We start from the raw sequence: 13,667 nt of genomic DNA, 5'->3' as shown, positions 1-13,667 counted from the left end.
CGCCCGGTGCCCCTGGATAGGCTGGGCCCATGACGGAACAGCTGCTCGACCGGGCCCTCGTCGAGGAGGCCACGAAGAAGTCCGGGCTGATCTGGGTGCGGAGCGGCGGCGTGCCGGCGCCCGAGGCGACGGGTGCCGAGGCGCCCACCCGGGCGCTGTGGCACGTGTGGCACGACGGCGCGGCCTGCCTGGTCGGCGACGGGCCCGGAGAGCAGCCGCTGCCCGGGCTCGTCGACGGGGGCGACGCGGTCGTCGTCGTCCGCAGCAAGGACAAGGGCGGGCGGCTGGCCGCGTGGACCGCGAAGGTGGTCGAACTCGCGCCCGGCTCCCCCGCGTGGGAGGCGACCGTCGCCGAGCTCAAGGGCAAGCGTCTGAACGCGCCGGACGGCGAGGAGATGCCGGCCCGCTGGGCCCGCGAGTGCCGGGTGCTGCGCCTGGAGCCCCGGGCGGGCACCCTCCCGCTGCCGGAGGGCTCGCTGGCCGCCGCGCCGGTCCCGTCCCCCGCGACCACCCGCCAACCGATCCCGGCCGCCGTACCGCGCCTGCTCTTCAGGAAGCGGGGACGCCGCCGCTAGTGCCTGTCCGGCGGACAGGCCCCAGGGCTACGACGTCGGCAGCTGCTGGCCGTAGTCCACGGTCTCGTCCTTGGCGGGCTCCGCGAGGGCGAAGTTCTTGCCCCAGTCGGTGAGGCTGAGCGTGCCGGCGTCGCCCGCGCGGACCAGGAGCAGCGGGTACGGGGTTCCCTTCAGGGAGACGTCCAGGGTGCCGCCCGCGCCCTTGTCGCCGGTGATACGGATGGTGCGGACGCCGGACTGCTCGTGGTGGCCGTCCGTGGCGAGGGAACCGTGCAGGGTCAGCAGACCGTCGAGCAGGACGTCCTTGTCCGTGAAGCTGATGAAGCGCTTGTAGGCCGGGTCGCCGCTCGGGACCTTCACGTACTTGCCGTCGAGCTTGTCGGCGGCCGCGGTGTCCGCCGAGGAGGTGGCACCGCTCTTGCCGCCCTGGTGGTTCCAGAACTCGGCGCCGGCCTTGAGGAAGAGGTGCCGGCCGACCCGGAGCAGATGGAAGCTCGCCCCCTCCGAGGTGACCGAACCGGTGCCGCCGTCGGACGTCAGCCGCATGTCGAGCTTGTACGTGCGCCCGTTCGACACCACGGTCCCGGCGAGTCGTACCGCCTCGGCCGACGTGGCGGCCTTGCGCGTCTTCGACTGGATCTCGGTGGCGGACAGCTTCCCCACCCCGTTCGTGCCCGCGTCCGGATCCTCACTACCGCACCCCGTCAGCACCGTCCCCGTCACGACCAGTGCGCACAGCGCGCCCACCAATGCGGCCCTGCGGGTACGGCCCTGGGAAATCGCAGTCACAGGTAGGGCTGCCTTTCATACGGGGGTCCATGCGGGTGTCCAAGCGCGTGTCCGTGCGCGTGTCCGTGCGGGTGCCCATGCCGGGGTGGCCGTGCCGGGTGTCCCCAACGGCGTACGGCAGCGTACCGGTGCCGTACGTGCCCGGCGGAGCCAGTCCGTCCGGACCGCTCACCAGGGCGTATCCGACCGGGACGGGCTAGCCTGAAGCCCACCTGAGCGGACAGGTCGGGACCAAACGCCCGTACGGAGAAGGTCGGCACGCGTCCGGAGCAGCACACGACGCGCAACACACGACCAGCGACACGGAAGAAAGAGCAACGCGGAAAGAAGGAGGCGCGGGCATGGCCGCAGGCGCCCCCCGGATCTTCGTCTCGCACCTCGCCGGTGTCGCCGTCTTCGACCCCAGCGGCGACCAGGTGGGCCGCGTGCGGGACCTGGTCGCCATGCTCCGTGTCGGACGCCGGCCGCCCCGGTTGCTCGGGCTGGTCGTGGAACTCTCCACCCGGCGACGCATCTTCCTGCCCATGACCCGCGTCATCGGCATCGAGTCCGGCCAGGTCATCACCACCGGTGTCCTGAACGTGCGCCGCTTCGAACCGCGGCCCACCGAGCGGCTCGTCTTCGGCGAACTGCTCGACCGGCGGGTCCAGCTCGTCGAGACCCACGAGGAGGTGACCGTGCTCGACGTGTCCGTGCAGCAGCTGCCGGCCCGCCGGGAGTGGGAGATCGGCCGCGTCTTCGTGCGCAAGGGCCGCAGCGGGACCTTCCGGCGCACCAAGGGCGAGACGCTGACCGTCGACTGGTCCGCCGTCACCGGGTTCTCGCTGGAGGAGCACGGACAGGGCGCCGAGAGCCTCCTCGCCACCTTCGAGCAGCTGCGCGCCGCCGACCTGGCCAACGTCCTGCACCACCTGTCGCCGAAGCGGCGCGGGGAGGTGGCCGCCGCCCTGGACGACGACCGCCTCGCCGACGTCCTGGAGGAGCTCCCCGAGGACGACCAGATCGAGATCCTGGGCAAGCTCAAGGAGGAGCGCGCCGCCGACGTCCTGGAGGCGATGGACCCCGACGACGCGGCCGACCTGCTCGCCGAACTGCCCGAGGACGACGTGGAGCGACTGCTGACGCTGATGCGGCCCGACGACGCGGCCGACGTACGACGGCTGATGTCGTACGAGGAGCGGACCGCCGGCGGTCTGATGACGACCGAGCCCATCGTGCTGCGGCCCGACGCCACGGTCGCCGACGCGCTCGCCCGGGTCCGCAACCCCGACCTGTCCCCGGCGCTCGCCGCGCAGGTGTACGTGTGCCGCCCGCCGGACGAGACACCCACCGGCAAGTACCTGGGCACGGTGCACTTCCAGCGGCTGCTGCGCGATCCGCCGTACACGCTGGTCAGCTCGATCCTCGATGGCGATCTGCAGGCGCTCGCGCCGGACGCGGCGCTGCCCGTCGTCGCGGGCTTCTTCGCCACGTACGACATGGTCGCGGCGCCCGTCGTCGACGAGAGCGGCTCACTGCTCGGCGCGGTGACCGTGGACGACGTACTGGACCACATGCTGCCGGAGGACTGGCGCGAGACCGAGTTCCATCTGCGCGAGGACGACCCCCAGGACGAACACCTGGACGAACCTCAGGACGGGCGCCTTCGCGAACCTGAGGACGACCGGGGAGACGACGAGGAAGGCGACCAGAAAGACGGCCGTGAAGGCGTGGACGAAGGGGGGCGCGATGGGACCTGACCGCGAGACCCGCGAACGGGCCGCCACCGGGGCGACCGCCACCACCCGGCCCCGCACCCGCCTCGACCAGCCGCTGCCGCCGCGCCGCAGGCTGGTGCCCGAGTGGGACCCGGAGGCCTTCGGGCGGCTCTCGGAGCGGATCGCGCGTTTCCTCGGCACCGGACGGTTCATCGTCTGGATGACGGTCGTCATCATCGTGTGGCTGATGTGGAACATCGCGGCACCGCGCCATCTGCGCTTCGACCCGTACCCGTTCATCTTCCTGACCCTGATGCTCTCGCTCCAGGCCTCCTACGCCGCCCCGCTGATCCTCCTCGCGCAGAACCGCCAGGACGACCGCGACCGGGTCAACCTCGAACAGGACCGCAAGCAGAACGAGCGCTCTATCGCGGACACCGAGTACCTCACCCGCGAGATCGCCGCCCTGCGCATGGGCCTCGGCGAGGTCGCCACCCGCGACTGGATCCGCTCCGAATTCCAGGACCTGATCAGGGAGCTGGAGGAACACCGCGCCGACGGCCGGGTCGTATTCCCGGCAGAACGGCCGCCACGACGTGACGTAGACGACCGCTGACGGGGCTTTCCGGGCCCCGGGCCCGGCGCCGTACCATCGTCCTATGGCTACGGAAGACGCGGTGCGTGAAGCACTGGCGACGGTGAACGACCCCGAGATCCAGCGACCCATCACCGAGCTGGGGATGGTCAAATCGGTGGAGATCGGAGCGGATGGCGCGGTCGCGGTCACCGTGTATCTGACCGTCTCCGGCTGCCCGATGCGCGAGACCATCACGAAGAACGTGACGGAGGCGGTCTCGGCGGTCGAGGGTGTCACCCGCGTCGACGTGACCCTGGACGTGATGAGCGACGAGCAGCGCAAGGAACTGGCGACCGCGCTGCGCGGCGGTCAGACCGAGCGCGAGGTGCCCTTCGCCAAGCCGGGCTCACTCACGCGCGTGTACGCGGTCGCCTCCGGCAAGGGCGGTGTCGGCAAGTCCTCGGTGACCGTGAACCTCGCGGCGGCGATGGCGGCCGACGGCCTCAAGGTCGGCGTGGTCGACGCGGACATCTACGGCCACTCGGTGCCCCGCATGCTCGGCGCGCACGGCCGTCCGACCCAGGTCGAGAACATGATCATGCCGCCGTCCGCGCACGGCGTGAAGGTCATCTCCATCGGCATGTTCACCCCGGGCAACGCACCGGTGGTCTGGCGCGGCCCGATGCTCCACCGCGCCCTCCAGCAGTTCCTGGCGGACGTCTTCTGGGGCGACCTGGACGTCCTGCTCCTCGACCTCCCGCCGGGTACGGGCGACATCGCGATCTCGGTGGCCCAGCTGGTCCCGAACGCCGAGATCCTGGTCGTCACCACCCCGCAGCAGGCGGCGGCCGAGGTCGCCGAGCGCGCGGGCTCCATCGCCGTACAGACCCACCAGAAGATCGTGGGCGTGGTCGAGAACATGTCGGGCCTGCCGTGCCCGCACTGCGGCGAGATGGTCGACGTCTTCGGCACGGGCGGCGGTCAGACGGTCGCCGACGGCCTGACCCGCACCACCGGCGCGAGCGTTCCGGTCCTCGGCTCCATCCCGATCGACGTCCGCCTCCGCGAGGGCGGAGACGAGGGCGAGCCGGTCGTCCTGACCGACCCGGAGTCCCCCGCGGGCTCCGCCCTGCGCGCCATCGCCGGCAAGCTCGGCGGCCGCCAGCGCGGCCTGTCCGGCATGTCCCTGGGCATCACCCCGAGGAACAAGTTCTAGCCCATTCCCCGGCAGCACGTGGACGGGGGCGCCCCGCTGAGGAGCGCCCCAAAGGGGCGCGGGGAACTGCGCGACCAGCCAGAACCGGCCCGCAGCCGCCGAACGAGCCGACGCCCACATCGGCCCGCGTTCCCGTCCCCTGCCCGGAGGGCAGGGCACCGTCACTCGTACGCCGCGATGTCCTTGATCTTGGCGAAGGCCAACCCGTACGCGCTCATCCCCCGCCCGTACGCCCCCAGATGGACCCCCTCCTGGGTGGAACCCGCGAGGACCCAGCCGAACTCCAACTCGCGGTAGTGGAACGGCGTGGGGACGCCGTCCACGGGGAGGGACAGCGAGGACCAGTCGGGCCCTTCGAGGTCGTCCGCGAGGACCCACGCCGTCTCGGTCTGCTGGTCCAGCCAGTTGTCCCGCCGGGTGTGGTCCATCTGGCCGGGCCAGGTGAAGGACAGCAGCCCCACACCGGCCAGCCAGGCCGCCGAGGACACCGACGTGGCCTCGAGGAGCCCGGTACCGTCCGCGCTGCGGCGCGAGGGGCTGGCGGCGACGGTCACCACGACCGCGAACCGCTCCTTGTCCTCCGTCGACTCGCTGCGCACCGACGGCTCTTCCCCGTGCCCGATCGAACCGTGCTCGACGGCACCGTCCGCCGACGTACCGACCTGCATCAGCCAGCGCGGCCCCGTGAAGGCCTCGTCGAGGCCGTACCACGGGAAGGGTGCCAGCAGGTATCCGTCTACTGTGCGGCGGGCGGAGGGGACCTGCTGTCCGTCTTCCGCGGCCGGCGCCTGCGCGCCTACCCGACTTGTCGTCTCCATCTGCCCGGACGCCTCCTTGCTCTCGTCGGACCGGGTGGCCCGCCCCCCTCGGGCGTCCTCAGCGGTCCGCACAACAACTGGGCAGCATAGCCACACCGCTCCGAACAGCAGGGAAAGCACCCGGCGCGTGGGGCGCGCACGCGACATTTTCAGGCCGTGTCACACGCCTGCGGGTACGACTCGGGTCGTGTCACACGCCTGCGGGTACGACTCAGGTGGCGTCCGCGTCGAAGGGCGGGCGCTCGTCCGGATCGGTCTTCTCGGGCTTCTTGGTCATGTCGATCGGGCCGCCGGAGGAACCGGAGGACGAGGAAGACGAGGAGGAGTCCGTGTCGCGGCTGTGCACCGCGTCCGTGACCTCGGCCATCTCCTTCTTCAGGTCGAAGCCGTTGCGGATCTCCTTGAGCCCCAGCTCGTCGTTGTCCAGCTGCTTGCGGATGAACGTCTTGGGGTTGAGGTCCTCGAACTCGAAGTCCTTGAACTCCGGGCCGAGTTCCTCGCGGATGTCCGCCTTTGCGCTCTCCGAGAACTCGCGGATCTTGCGGATGGTGCGGGTGACGTCCTGGATCATCTTCGGGAGCTTTTCCGGACCGAAGACGAGCACGGCAAGGACAACGAGCGTCACCAGCTCGAGCGGTCCTATGTCATTGAACACCTGAAGCTCCTTGCGATGTCCTCAGTCCTCGGCCCTCGGGATTCTTCCGTGGTCCAGGCCGGGTCCACGGTACCCGTCGATCCCGTCCGTCCGGAACTGTCCCGGGGCTTCCGGGTTCGTGTACACGACGAGTTTCCGCGGATGTTCGCCGCTCAGCACGGACTTCGGGGCCCCTCCTGTGAAGTTCATGTCAATTGCTGTCGAAAGAGGTCAGCCGCCGCTCGCGGAGCCGAGGACCAGGGTGACCGTCCGCTGCGAGCCGCCCCGCCGCAGGGTCAGCCGGAGCCTGTCGCCGGGACGGTGGGCGCGTGTCTTCACGATCAGCTCCTCACCGGAGTGGACGCGCTGTCCGTCGACCTCGGTGATGACGTCGCCGGCCTTGATGCCCGCCTTGGCCCCGGGGCCACCCGCGGTGACCGGCGCGCCGCCGCCCTTCGTCCCGACCCGGGCGCCGTCGCCCGGGTAGTCCATGTCGAGCATGACCCCGATCACCGGGTGGGTCGCCCGGCCGGTGTTGATCAGCTCCTCGGCGACGCGCCTGGCCTGGTTGACGGGGATGGCGAAGCCGAGCCCGATGGAACCGGCCTGGCCGCCCTGGAGGTCGGTGCCGCCGTCGGCGGAGCGGATGGCGCTGTTGATGCCGATGACGCGGGCCCGGGTGTCGAGGAGGGGGCCGCCGGAGTTGCCGGGATTGATGGGCGCGTCGGTCTGCAGCGCGTCGACGTACGAGACGTCGCTCCCGTCGCCCTTCGCGCCGCCCGCCGTGATGGGCCGCTCCTTGGCGCTGATGATCCCGGAGGTGACGGTGTTGGCGAGGTCGAAGGGCGCGCCGATGGCGACGACGGGGTCGCCCACCTGGACGCTGTCGGAGTTGCCCAGCGCCATGGGCCGCAGCCCGACGACTCCCGACACCTTGACCACGGCGAGGTCGTAGCCGCTGTCGCGCCCGACCACGGTGGCCCTGGCGCTCTCGCCGCCACTGAACGTCACGGTTATCTCACCGCCGCTGCCGGCCGGCTCGACCACGTGGTTGTTGGTGAGGATGTGACCCCGGGTGTCGAGCACGAACCCGGTGCCGGTGTCCGCTTCGCCGGAGCCGCGCACATGCAGGGTGACCACGCTGGGCAGCGCGCGGGCCGCTATCCCGGCCACGCTGTCCGTGGCCCGCCCGGGCGCCTCCTTGGCGGCCTGGGGCAGTGTGATGTCACCGACCCCGCCGTTGCGCTCCAGATAGGCCCCTACGGCGCCTCCGACGCCTCCGGAGACGAGGGCGAGCGCCACGGCCCCGAGGACCAGCGCCTTCCTCGCCCGCTTGCGCCGCTCGGTCTTCGTCTCGACAGCCGCCCCGTTCTGCTGGAGCGGTCCCGGGGCGGCCCACGGGTCGTAGTTCTGCCACGGGGCGGGGGCCGGGTGGGGGTTGCTCGGATACGGGGCCGGGAGCGGCGCCGGGGCGGGGAGCGGGGCCGGGAGCGGCGCCGGGGCCGGAAGCGGAGGCGGGCCCGGGGGCATGGCGGTGCCGTGCGCGGGGGTGGCCGCCGGGTGCTGGACGGGCGGGGCGGGCGCCCAGGGGCCCGGCTCGCCGTACGGCGGGGTGCTGTAGGGGTCGGGGTCGTGCAGGGGCCGGGGGCGGTCTTCGGGGGCCTGCTGCGCCGGTACGGCGGCGACGGGGGCCCGGCCCGCGGGCACGACGTCGCAAGGGCCTCCGACCGCCTCCGCATCCGCCGCGCTTCCCTGAAGAGCCGCGGCAGGACGCTCCAGCTCGAAGTCACCGTCGCCGACACCACTCCTGGCACCGGACCCCGCCGGTGCGACGTACGGCGAAGCCTCACCGACCGCATCGACCGCACCGGCCACACCCGTCGGAGCCGTGGCCGTCGCCGGCCGGTCCAGTTCGTAGTCCCCGTCGGACTGGTGATCCCTCTCGGGCCGGTGGTCCCGGTCGGAGTGGTGGTTCGCGTCGGAGTCGCGGTCCACTCCGGGTCCGGAGATGTCCTCGACCGGGCCCACCTCGCCGACCCCCGGAGGGACCTGGCGGGGCCGACTCCACCACTTCGCCTTCGTGGGCTTCCCCTCGTTCATGCTCTCCCCACACCTGGCCCGCGGCACAACACGCCGACGGTCACCGCAGATTGCCGACTCCGCGTCCGGGAATCCCTCCGGCGGACGCGGCCCACCCTGGATTCAACCAGGTTCCGGGGCCGGGGCGCAGAGGGCCGGTCAGTGGGCGGTACGGGAGGAGGGGGACGGGGAGGAAGAGGGGGACGGGGAGGTGGCCGGGGCGGCGAGGAGCCGCGGAGGCGTGAGGCCGGGCGGCGTCGACCAGGAGGTCTGCGCGATCGGCTGGGTCTCGGTGAGCGGATGTATGAGCGGGGACATCACGGCGGCACCGGCCACCACGGGGGTGGTCAGCGTGTGCATGACGTCGTCTGCCCGGGTCACCGGAGCGGGGACTCCGGGGAGCAGGGGCGCGGACACCGAGGTCGGCACCGCGGGCGCCACGCCGAGCGCACGCTCGCCCTGGGCGAGCAGCGGCCCGTCGGAGCGGCGGCGCTGTGTCTCGGGGGCCGTCGCGGGCCCCGAGCCCGGCGTACGCGCCGGCGTCACATTGCTGCCGCCGGAGCCCCCGCGCGCGTCCGTGGTGTCGGCCGGCACTCCGGTCGACACCCCGCCGAGCGCGACCGCGGCCAGCGACACCGCACCGGCGGCGGCGAAGGCGAAGCGCAGCCCGCGCGAGGCCGATCGGTCGGTCTCGTGACGGCTGACGTCATGGATGCGGAAACCGCGCCCGGAGGCGGGCGGCAGCACGTCGCCGTGCGGCGCGGCGGGCACGTACCCGAAGGGCTCTCCGCGCACTCCGAAGACACCGGTCACCGGGGCGCCGGAGGGGAGTCTTCCGCCGAATCCGCCCCCGCCGAACGGTGAGCCATCACCGCCGTCGAAGTCACCTCCCCCGGGCAGTCCCTGGAGACGGGCCAGGAAGCTCTCGGAGGGGGGCGGCGGGGCGACTTCCGCGAAGACGTTCTTCAGTCGGCGCTGGGCGTCCGCCTCGGCCTTGCACTTCGCGCAGGTGACGAGGTGGGCCAGGACACGATCACGCGACTCATGACCGAGCTCTCCGTCCACCAGGGCGGAGAGTCGGTCCCCAAGATGCTGGTCGGCAACACGCCGCTCCGTAGAGTCGGGCCGGGATCCACTCACGCGGTCGCGCCCCCTCCTCCCAGCGCGGGAACTCCCGTGATCGCGAAGCCGCGGCGCTCGGCACGGGCCTCGGGAGACCGGTGTGCCAGGGCCTTGCGCAGCTGCGAACGGCCACGGTGGATCCGGCTGCGGACCGTACCGAGCTTGACGCCCAGGGTCGCGGCGATCTCCTCGTACGAAAGTCCCTCGATGTCGCAGAGGACGACGGCGGCGCGGAACTCGGGCGCGAGGGTGTCCAGCGCCTGCTGGACGTCCGCGTCGAAGTGCGCGTCGTTGAAGACCTGCTGGGGGAGGGCTCGCGGCTGGGCAGGCGCTCGGCGGCGTCGTCGCCGAGGGCGTCGAAGCGGATGCGCTGCTTGCGGCGCACCATGTCGAGGAAGAGGTTCGTGGTGATGCGGTGCAGCCAGCCCTCGAAGGTGCCGGGCGTGTAGGTCGACAGGGAGCGGAAGACGCGGACGAAGACTTCCTGTGTGAGGTCCTCGGCGTCGTGCTGGTTGCCCGTCAGGCGGTAGGCGAGCCGGTAGACCCGGCCGCTGTGCGTGCTGACGATCTCCTCCCAGGTGGGCGGAGTCCACGCCTGCGACTCCGCGTCGGTGGTGAACGTCGCGGTCTGCGCCGGGGCAGCAGCATGGAACTTGTCAGCGATGTCGGTCACGGATTTCGGCTCACCCGCTGATCTGAGAAGGCGCCGCAGCACCCCGCCCCGATCCGCAGGCGCAGCCGCACCTCCCCTGTCGGCTCTGGTGGTGTCCAGTGGAGCCCCTACCATAGCCACCTCGCCCGTTAGCTCCGGATAAGCGGTTTTACGAGAATTTGATACGTGCTCATATGCCTGCGTCAGCATGTGGTCGCCACCCCGCTCCCCGGACCGCTCCGCGCACTGTTCCATCGACTTCCCCCCGCTCTGTTTCCGCACCCTTCTAAACGCCTGGTCCCATCTGCGGGTTCCCGGCACCAACGGATACAGTCACGCCCAGGCAACCACGGGGACAGGGAGAGGGTCATTACCGGCAACCGGCAGACGAGCTGGGCGTTCGCCGACGCCTTTGTCGCCGAGGACGAAGCGCTGCGCTGGGCCCGCGACCGGGCCCACGAGGCAGGGCTGCGCCCGGTGTCGCCCGGCACGGGCGCCGCGCTGCGGTTGCTCGCCGCCACCGTGGACGCGAAAGCGGTGGCGGAGATCGGGACCGGGACCGGCGTCTCCGGAATTCATCTGCTGCACGGCATGCGGCCGGACGGGGTACTGACCACGGTCGATCCGGAACCGGACCGCCAGCAGTTCGCCCGCCAGGCCTTCCGCGCGGCGGGCTTCGCCAGCAACCGCGCCCGCTTCATCCCCGGCCGCGCGCTGGACGTCCTGCCCCGGCTCGCGGACGCGGGCTACGACCTCGTCTTCTGCGACGGCGACCGTCTGGAGTGCCTGGACTACCTCGCTGAATCGTTGCGCCTGCTGCGTCCGGGCGGGCTGGTCGTCTTCGAGGGGGTCTTCGCGGACGGCCGCACGGTCGAATCGGGCCCGCAGCCCGCCGAGGTCGGCCGGCTGCGCGAACTGCTGCGCGCGGTGCGCGAGAGCCAGGACCTGGTGCCCTCGCTGCTGCCGGTGGGCGACGGGTTGCTGTGCGGGGTCAAGCGCTGACCGCACGTTCGACCTCGTACCCGCGATTCATGCCTGACCTGCGTCGATGCGTACAGGCACACCGCTGTCGCACTCCAGGAAGACCACTGCCCCGGCACCGAATACGATGCCGGGGCAGCCGAAAGGTATGGTCGCGTTCCGCGTCAGCCGACGACCTTCTTGAGGGCGTCGCCGAGCGCGTCGGCCTCGTCAGGGGTCAGCTCGACGACGAGCCGACCGCCGCCTTCGAGCGGAACGCGCATGACGATGCCCCGCCCCTCCTTGGTCACCTCGAGCGGGCCATCGCCCGTCCGCGGCTTCATGGCCGCCATGCTCGTTCCCCTTCCTGAAACCAGCTCATCGTCGCCGACGGCCCCTTGAAGGGCACGCACGTCCCCTCATAGGACACACGTCACCGGCATCGAACACATTGCTTCCAGGCCATTATCCCGCATCTCAGGACCCGATGACCAACATCAGTCGGCATCGCTTGCGCAACGCGCTTGAGCAAAACCACTCAATTCGGCGATGTGACTGCGATACTGCGCCGCCGCATCGACTTCCAGGGCGTGGAATTCTTTGACGCAGGTCACATGTCCTGTCCACGCCCCGGACCGTGATCTCCGCCATGCTGTCCTGCATGCTGTCCTCGTACGCAGGACGTACCGACCGGTACGTCGGAGCCGCGACACCGGAGGAGACCCACCATGGCCGACACCGTGCTCTACGAGGTGAGCGACGGACTCGCGACGATCACGCTGAACCGCCCCGAGGCGATGAACGCGATGAACACCGAGACCAAGGTCGCCCTCCGGGACGCGGCCCAGGCCGCCGCGGCGGACGGCGGCGTACGGGCGATCCTGCTCACCGCCGCAGGTGACCGGGCGTTCTGCGTCGGGCAGGACCTCAAGGAGCACATCGGGCTGCTGGCCGCCGACAAGGAGTCGGGGTCGCGACACACGATGAGCACCGTGCGCGAGCACTACAACCCGATCGTGCGCGCCCTGACCGGGGCCCCGAAGCCCGTGGTGGCCGCGGTGAACGGCGTCGCCGCGGGGGCCGGCTTCGGCTTCGCCCTCTGCGCGGACTACCGGATCGTCGCCGACACCGCCGCCTTCAACACGTCCTTCGCCGGGGTCGCGCTGACCGCCGACTCGGGCATCTCATGGACCCTGCCGCGGGTGATCGGACCGGGCCGCGCCGCCGATCTGCTGCTCTTCCCGCGCAGCATCACCGCGCAGGAGGCCTTCGAGCTCGGGATCGCCAACCGGCTCGTCCCGTCGTCCGAACTGCGCGGCGAGGCGGAGAAGGTGGCACGGGCGCTGGCGGCGGGGCCGACGGTCGCGTACGCCGCGCTGAAGGAGTCCGTGGCGTACGGGCTCACTCATTCTCTGGACGAGACGCTGGAGAAGGAGGACGAGCTGCAGGCGCGGGCCGGGGCGTCCGAGGACCATGTGATCGCGGTGCAGGCGTTCGTCAACAAGGAGAAGCCGAAGTACTTGGGGCGGTGACGCTTCGCCGGCTTCGGCGGTCGGAGGTCGGTACGGGAACTGCGGGCCGTCCGCGGACGGTCGCGCAGTTCCCCGCGCCCCTTAAGGGGCGCTCCGGGCCGCGCAATCCTCCAAGTGGTCGTTGACCAGGCCGCACGCCTGCATGAGCGCGTACGCCGTGGTCGGACCCACGAAACGGATGCCGCGCTTCTTGAGGGTCTTGGAGAGGGCCGTCGACTCGTCGGTGACGGCCGGGACGTCGGCCAGCCGCTTAGGGGCCGGGCGGGCGGCCGGGTCGGGGGCGAAGGACCAGATCAGCTCGTCCAGCTCGCCCGGCGCCCAGTCGGCCAGCACGCGCGCGTTCGCGACGGTCGCCTCGATCTTGGCGCGGTTGCGGATGATGCCCGGGTCGCCGAGGAGGCGCTCCTTGTCGGCGTCCGTGAACGCGGCCACCGAGGCGATCTCGAAGTCGGCGAAGGCGGCACGGAAACCCGGCCGGCGGCGCAGGATCGTGATCCAGGACAGGCCCGACTGAAAGGCCTCCAGGCAGAGCCGCTCGTACAGCGCGTCGTCGCCGTGGACCGGGCGGCCCCACTCCTTGTCGTGGTACGAGACGTAGTCCTCGGTGGACAGGGCCCAGGGGCAGCGCAGCGCGCCGTCGGGCCCGGCGAGCGCGTCGCTCACTGCTGCTCCCCCTCGGCCGGCTTGCGCAGCGACATGGTCGCGGTGGCGCGGGCGCCGGCCAGCGCGGCCTCCAGGTCGGCGATCCTGGCGTCCCGCTCGGCGAGCTCGGCGCCGAGCCGGCCGAGGGCGTCGTCCACGTCCGCCATGCGGTAGCCGCGGGCGACGAGCGGGAAGCGCACGGACTCCACGTCCGCGCGGTTCACCGGCCGGTCCTGGGGCAGCGGGTCCACCAGCCGATCGGGCTCGGCGTCGGGAAGGGGGGCGCTCTCGCCGCCGCCCACCACGGACAGTGTCACCGCGGCGACCACGACGGCGAGCGCGACGACCAGGAACAAGAACATGAACATCGCTGA

Annotated in this window: 14 protein-coding genes and 1 pseudogene; 6 read left to right on the top strand and 9 right to left on the bottom strand. The window is 71.6% G+C overall.

What is annotated here, in order from left to right; all coding sequences use genetic code 11:
• Positions 1–29: 29 nt before the first annotated feature.
• The gene (locus AAFF41_RS30750) at positions 30–575 is read left to right on the top strand and encodes a hypothetical protein (RefSeq protein ID WP_319746571.1); all 546 of its coding nucleotides are present in this window, start codon (positions 30–32) and stop codon (positions 573–575) included.
• A gap of 27 nt (positions 576–602) precedes the next feature.
• Here AAFF41_RS30750 and AAFF41_RS30745 read toward each other — a convergent pair whose 3' ends face one another.
• Positions 603–1,364 (bottom strand): hypothetical protein, encoded by a 762-nt coding sequence (locus tag AAFF41_RS30745; protein ID WP_319746573.1) that lies wholly within the window; start codon positions 1,362–1,364, stop codon positions 603–605.
• A gap of 341 nt (positions 1,365–1,705) precedes the next feature.
• Between AAFF41_RS30745 and AAFF41_RS30740 the strand changes: the two genes are divergently transcribed.
• Genes AAFF41_RS30740 through AAFF41_RS30730 form a run of 3 tightly spaced genes read left to right on the top strand, consistent with a single transcriptional unit; the run spans position 1,706 to position 4,854 of the window.
• Entirely contained in the window at positions 1,706–3,103 is a 1,398-nt protein-coding gene (locus AAFF41_RS30740; protein WP_319746576.1) for a magnesium transporter MgtE N-terminal domain-containing protein, read from the top strand.
• Entirely contained in the window at positions 3,093–3,677 is a 585-nt protein-coding gene (locus AAFF41_RS30735; RefSeq protein WP_319746579.1) for a DUF1003 domain-containing protein, read from the top strand. Before AAFF41_RS30740 ends, AAFF41_RS30735 begins: the two co-directional genes overlap by 11 nt.
• Positions 3,678–3,720: 43 nt before the next feature.
• Positions 3,721–4,854, top strand: a complete 1,134-nt coding sequence (locus tag AAFF41_RS30730; RefSeq protein ID WP_343324957.1) for an Mrp/NBP35 family ATP-binding protein — start codon at positions 3,721–3,723, stop codon at positions 4,852–4,854.
• Positions 4,855–5,015: 161 nt separating this feature from the next.
• Here the strand turns inward: AAFF41_RS30730 and AAFF41_RS30725 are convergent, their stop codons facing one another.
• The 5 genes and pseudogenes from AAFF41_RS30725 to sigE all read right to left on the bottom strand — a co-directional run bounded on the left by AAFF41_RS30725 (position 5,016) and on the right by sigE (position 10,294).
• A complete protein-coding gene (locus tag AAFF41_RS30725) occupies positions 5,016–5,672 on the bottom strand; it encodes a hypothetical protein (protein ID WP_319746584.1) in 657 nt (218 codons plus the stop codon).
• A gap of 211 nt (positions 5,673–5,883) precedes the next feature.
• Positions 5,884–6,327 (bottom strand): sec-independent translocase, encoded by a 444-nt coding sequence (locus tag AAFF41_RS30720; RefSeq protein ID WP_319746587.1) that lies wholly within the window; start codon positions 6,325–6,327, stop codon positions 5,884–5,886.
• A 210-nt stretch (positions 6,328–6,537) separates the two neighbouring features.
• A complete protein-coding gene (locus AAFF41_RS30715; protein WP_343324956.1) occupies positions 6,538–8,406 on the bottom strand; it encodes a trypsin-like peptidase domain-containing protein in 1,869 nt (622 codons plus the stop codon).
• A gap of 138 nt (positions 8,407–8,544) precedes the next feature.
• The gene (locus AAFF41_RS30710) at positions 8,545–9,525 is read right to left on the bottom strand and encodes an anti-sigma factor family protein (RefSeq protein WP_319746593.1); all 981 of its coding nucleotides are present in this window, start codon (positions 9,523–9,525) and stop codon (positions 8,545–8,547) included.
• Positions 9,522–10,294: pseudogene (sigE, locus tag AAFF41_RS30705) on the bottom strand (RNA polymerase sigma factor SigE). The gene AAFF41_RS30710 and the pseudogene sigE overlap by 4 nt, the downstream one beginning before the upstream one ends.
• Before the next feature lie 342 nt (positions 10,295–10,636).
• Here sigE and AAFF41_RS30700 point away from each other — a divergent pair.
• Positions 10,637–11,161 carry an O-methyltransferase gene (locus AAFF41_RS30700; protein ID WP_054228219.1) on the top strand — a complete coding sequence of 175 codons (525 nt, stop codon included), beginning with the start codon at positions 10,637–10,639 and terminating at the stop codon, positions 11,159–11,161.
• Positions 11,162–11,304: 143 nt separating this feature from the next.
• Here the strand turns inward: AAFF41_RS30700 and AAFF41_RS30695 are convergent, their stop codons facing one another.
• Entirely contained in the window at positions 11,305–11,472 is a 168-nt protein-coding gene (locus AAFF41_RS30695) for a DUF3117 domain-containing protein (protein ID WP_003966491.1), read from the bottom strand.
• Positions 11,473–11,847: 375 nt separating this feature from the next.
• Between AAFF41_RS30695 and chcB the strand changes: the two genes are divergently transcribed.
• A complete protein-coding gene (gene chcB, locus AAFF41_RS30690; protein WP_343324955.1) occupies positions 11,848–12,651 on the top strand; it encodes a 2-cyclohexenylcarbonyl CoA isomerase in 804 nt (267 codons plus the stop codon).
• Between the two features lie 81 nt (positions 12,652–12,732).
• Here the strand turns inward: chcB and AAFF41_RS30685 are convergent, their stop codons facing one another.
• Positions 12,733–13,314 (bottom strand): DNA-3-methyladenine glycosylase I, encoded by a 582-nt coding sequence (locus AAFF41_RS30685; protein WP_099920783.1) that lies wholly within the window; start codon positions 13,312–13,314, stop codon positions 12,733–12,735.
• Entirely contained in the window at positions 13,311–13,661 is a 351-nt protein-coding gene (locus AAFF41_RS30680; protein ID WP_319746601.1) for a DivIVA domain-containing protein, read from the bottom strand. Before AAFF41_RS30680 ends, AAFF41_RS30685 begins: the two co-directional genes overlap by 4 nt.
• Positions 13,662–13,667: the final 6 nt, after the last annotated feature.

Source organism: Streptomyces mirabilis (assembly GCF_039503195.1).
Lineage (GTDB): Bacteria > Actinomycetota > Actinomycetes > Streptomycetales > Streptomycetaceae > Streptomyces > Streptomyces mirabilis_D.
The sequence above is the reverse complement of the archived record's forward strand: the minus strand, read 5'-3'. Positions and strand labels throughout refer to the sequence as shown.

What these genes read in the sequence shown, in the direction of transcription:
- AAFF41_RS30750 (WP_319746571.1), top strand. Translation starts at nt 30, where the DNA reads ATGACGGAACAGCTGCTCGACCGGGCCCTCGTCGAGGAGGCCACGAAG.
- AAFF41_RS30740 (WP_319746576.1), top strand. Translation starts at nt 1,706, where the DNA reads ATGGCCGCAGGCGCCCCCCGGATCTTCGTCTCGCACCTCGCCGGTGTC.
- AAFF41_RS30735 (WP_319746579.1), top strand. Translation starts at nt 3,093, where the DNA reads ATGGGACCTGACCGCGAGACCCGCGAACGGGCCGCCACCGGGGCGACC.
- AAFF41_RS30730 (WP_343324957.1), top strand. Translation starts at nt 3,721, where the DNA reads ATGGCTACGGAAGACGCGGTGCGTGAAGCACTGGCGACGGTGAACGAC.
- AAFF41_RS30725 (WP_319746584.1), bottom strand. Translation starts at nt 5,672, where the DNA reads ATGGAGACGACAAGTCGGGTAGGCGCGCAGGCGCCGGCCGCGGAAGAC.
- AAFF41_RS30715 (WP_343324956.1), bottom strand. Translation starts at nt 8,406, where the DNA reads ATGAACGAGGGGAAGCCCACGAAGGCGAAGTGGTGGAGTCGGCCCCGC.
- AAFF41_RS30695 (WP_003966491.1), bottom strand. Translation starts at nt 11,472, where the DNA reads ATGGCGGCCATGAAGCCGCGGACGGGCGATGGCCCGCTCGAGGTGACC.
- chcB (WP_343324955.1), top strand. Translation starts at nt 11,848, where the DNA reads ATGGCCGACACCGTGCTCTACGAGGTGAGCGACGGACTCGCGACGATC.
- AAFF41_RS30680 (WP_319746601.1), bottom strand. Translation starts at nt 13,661, where the DNA reads ATGTTCATGTTCTTGTTCCTGGTCGTCGCGCTCGCCGTCGTGGTCGCC.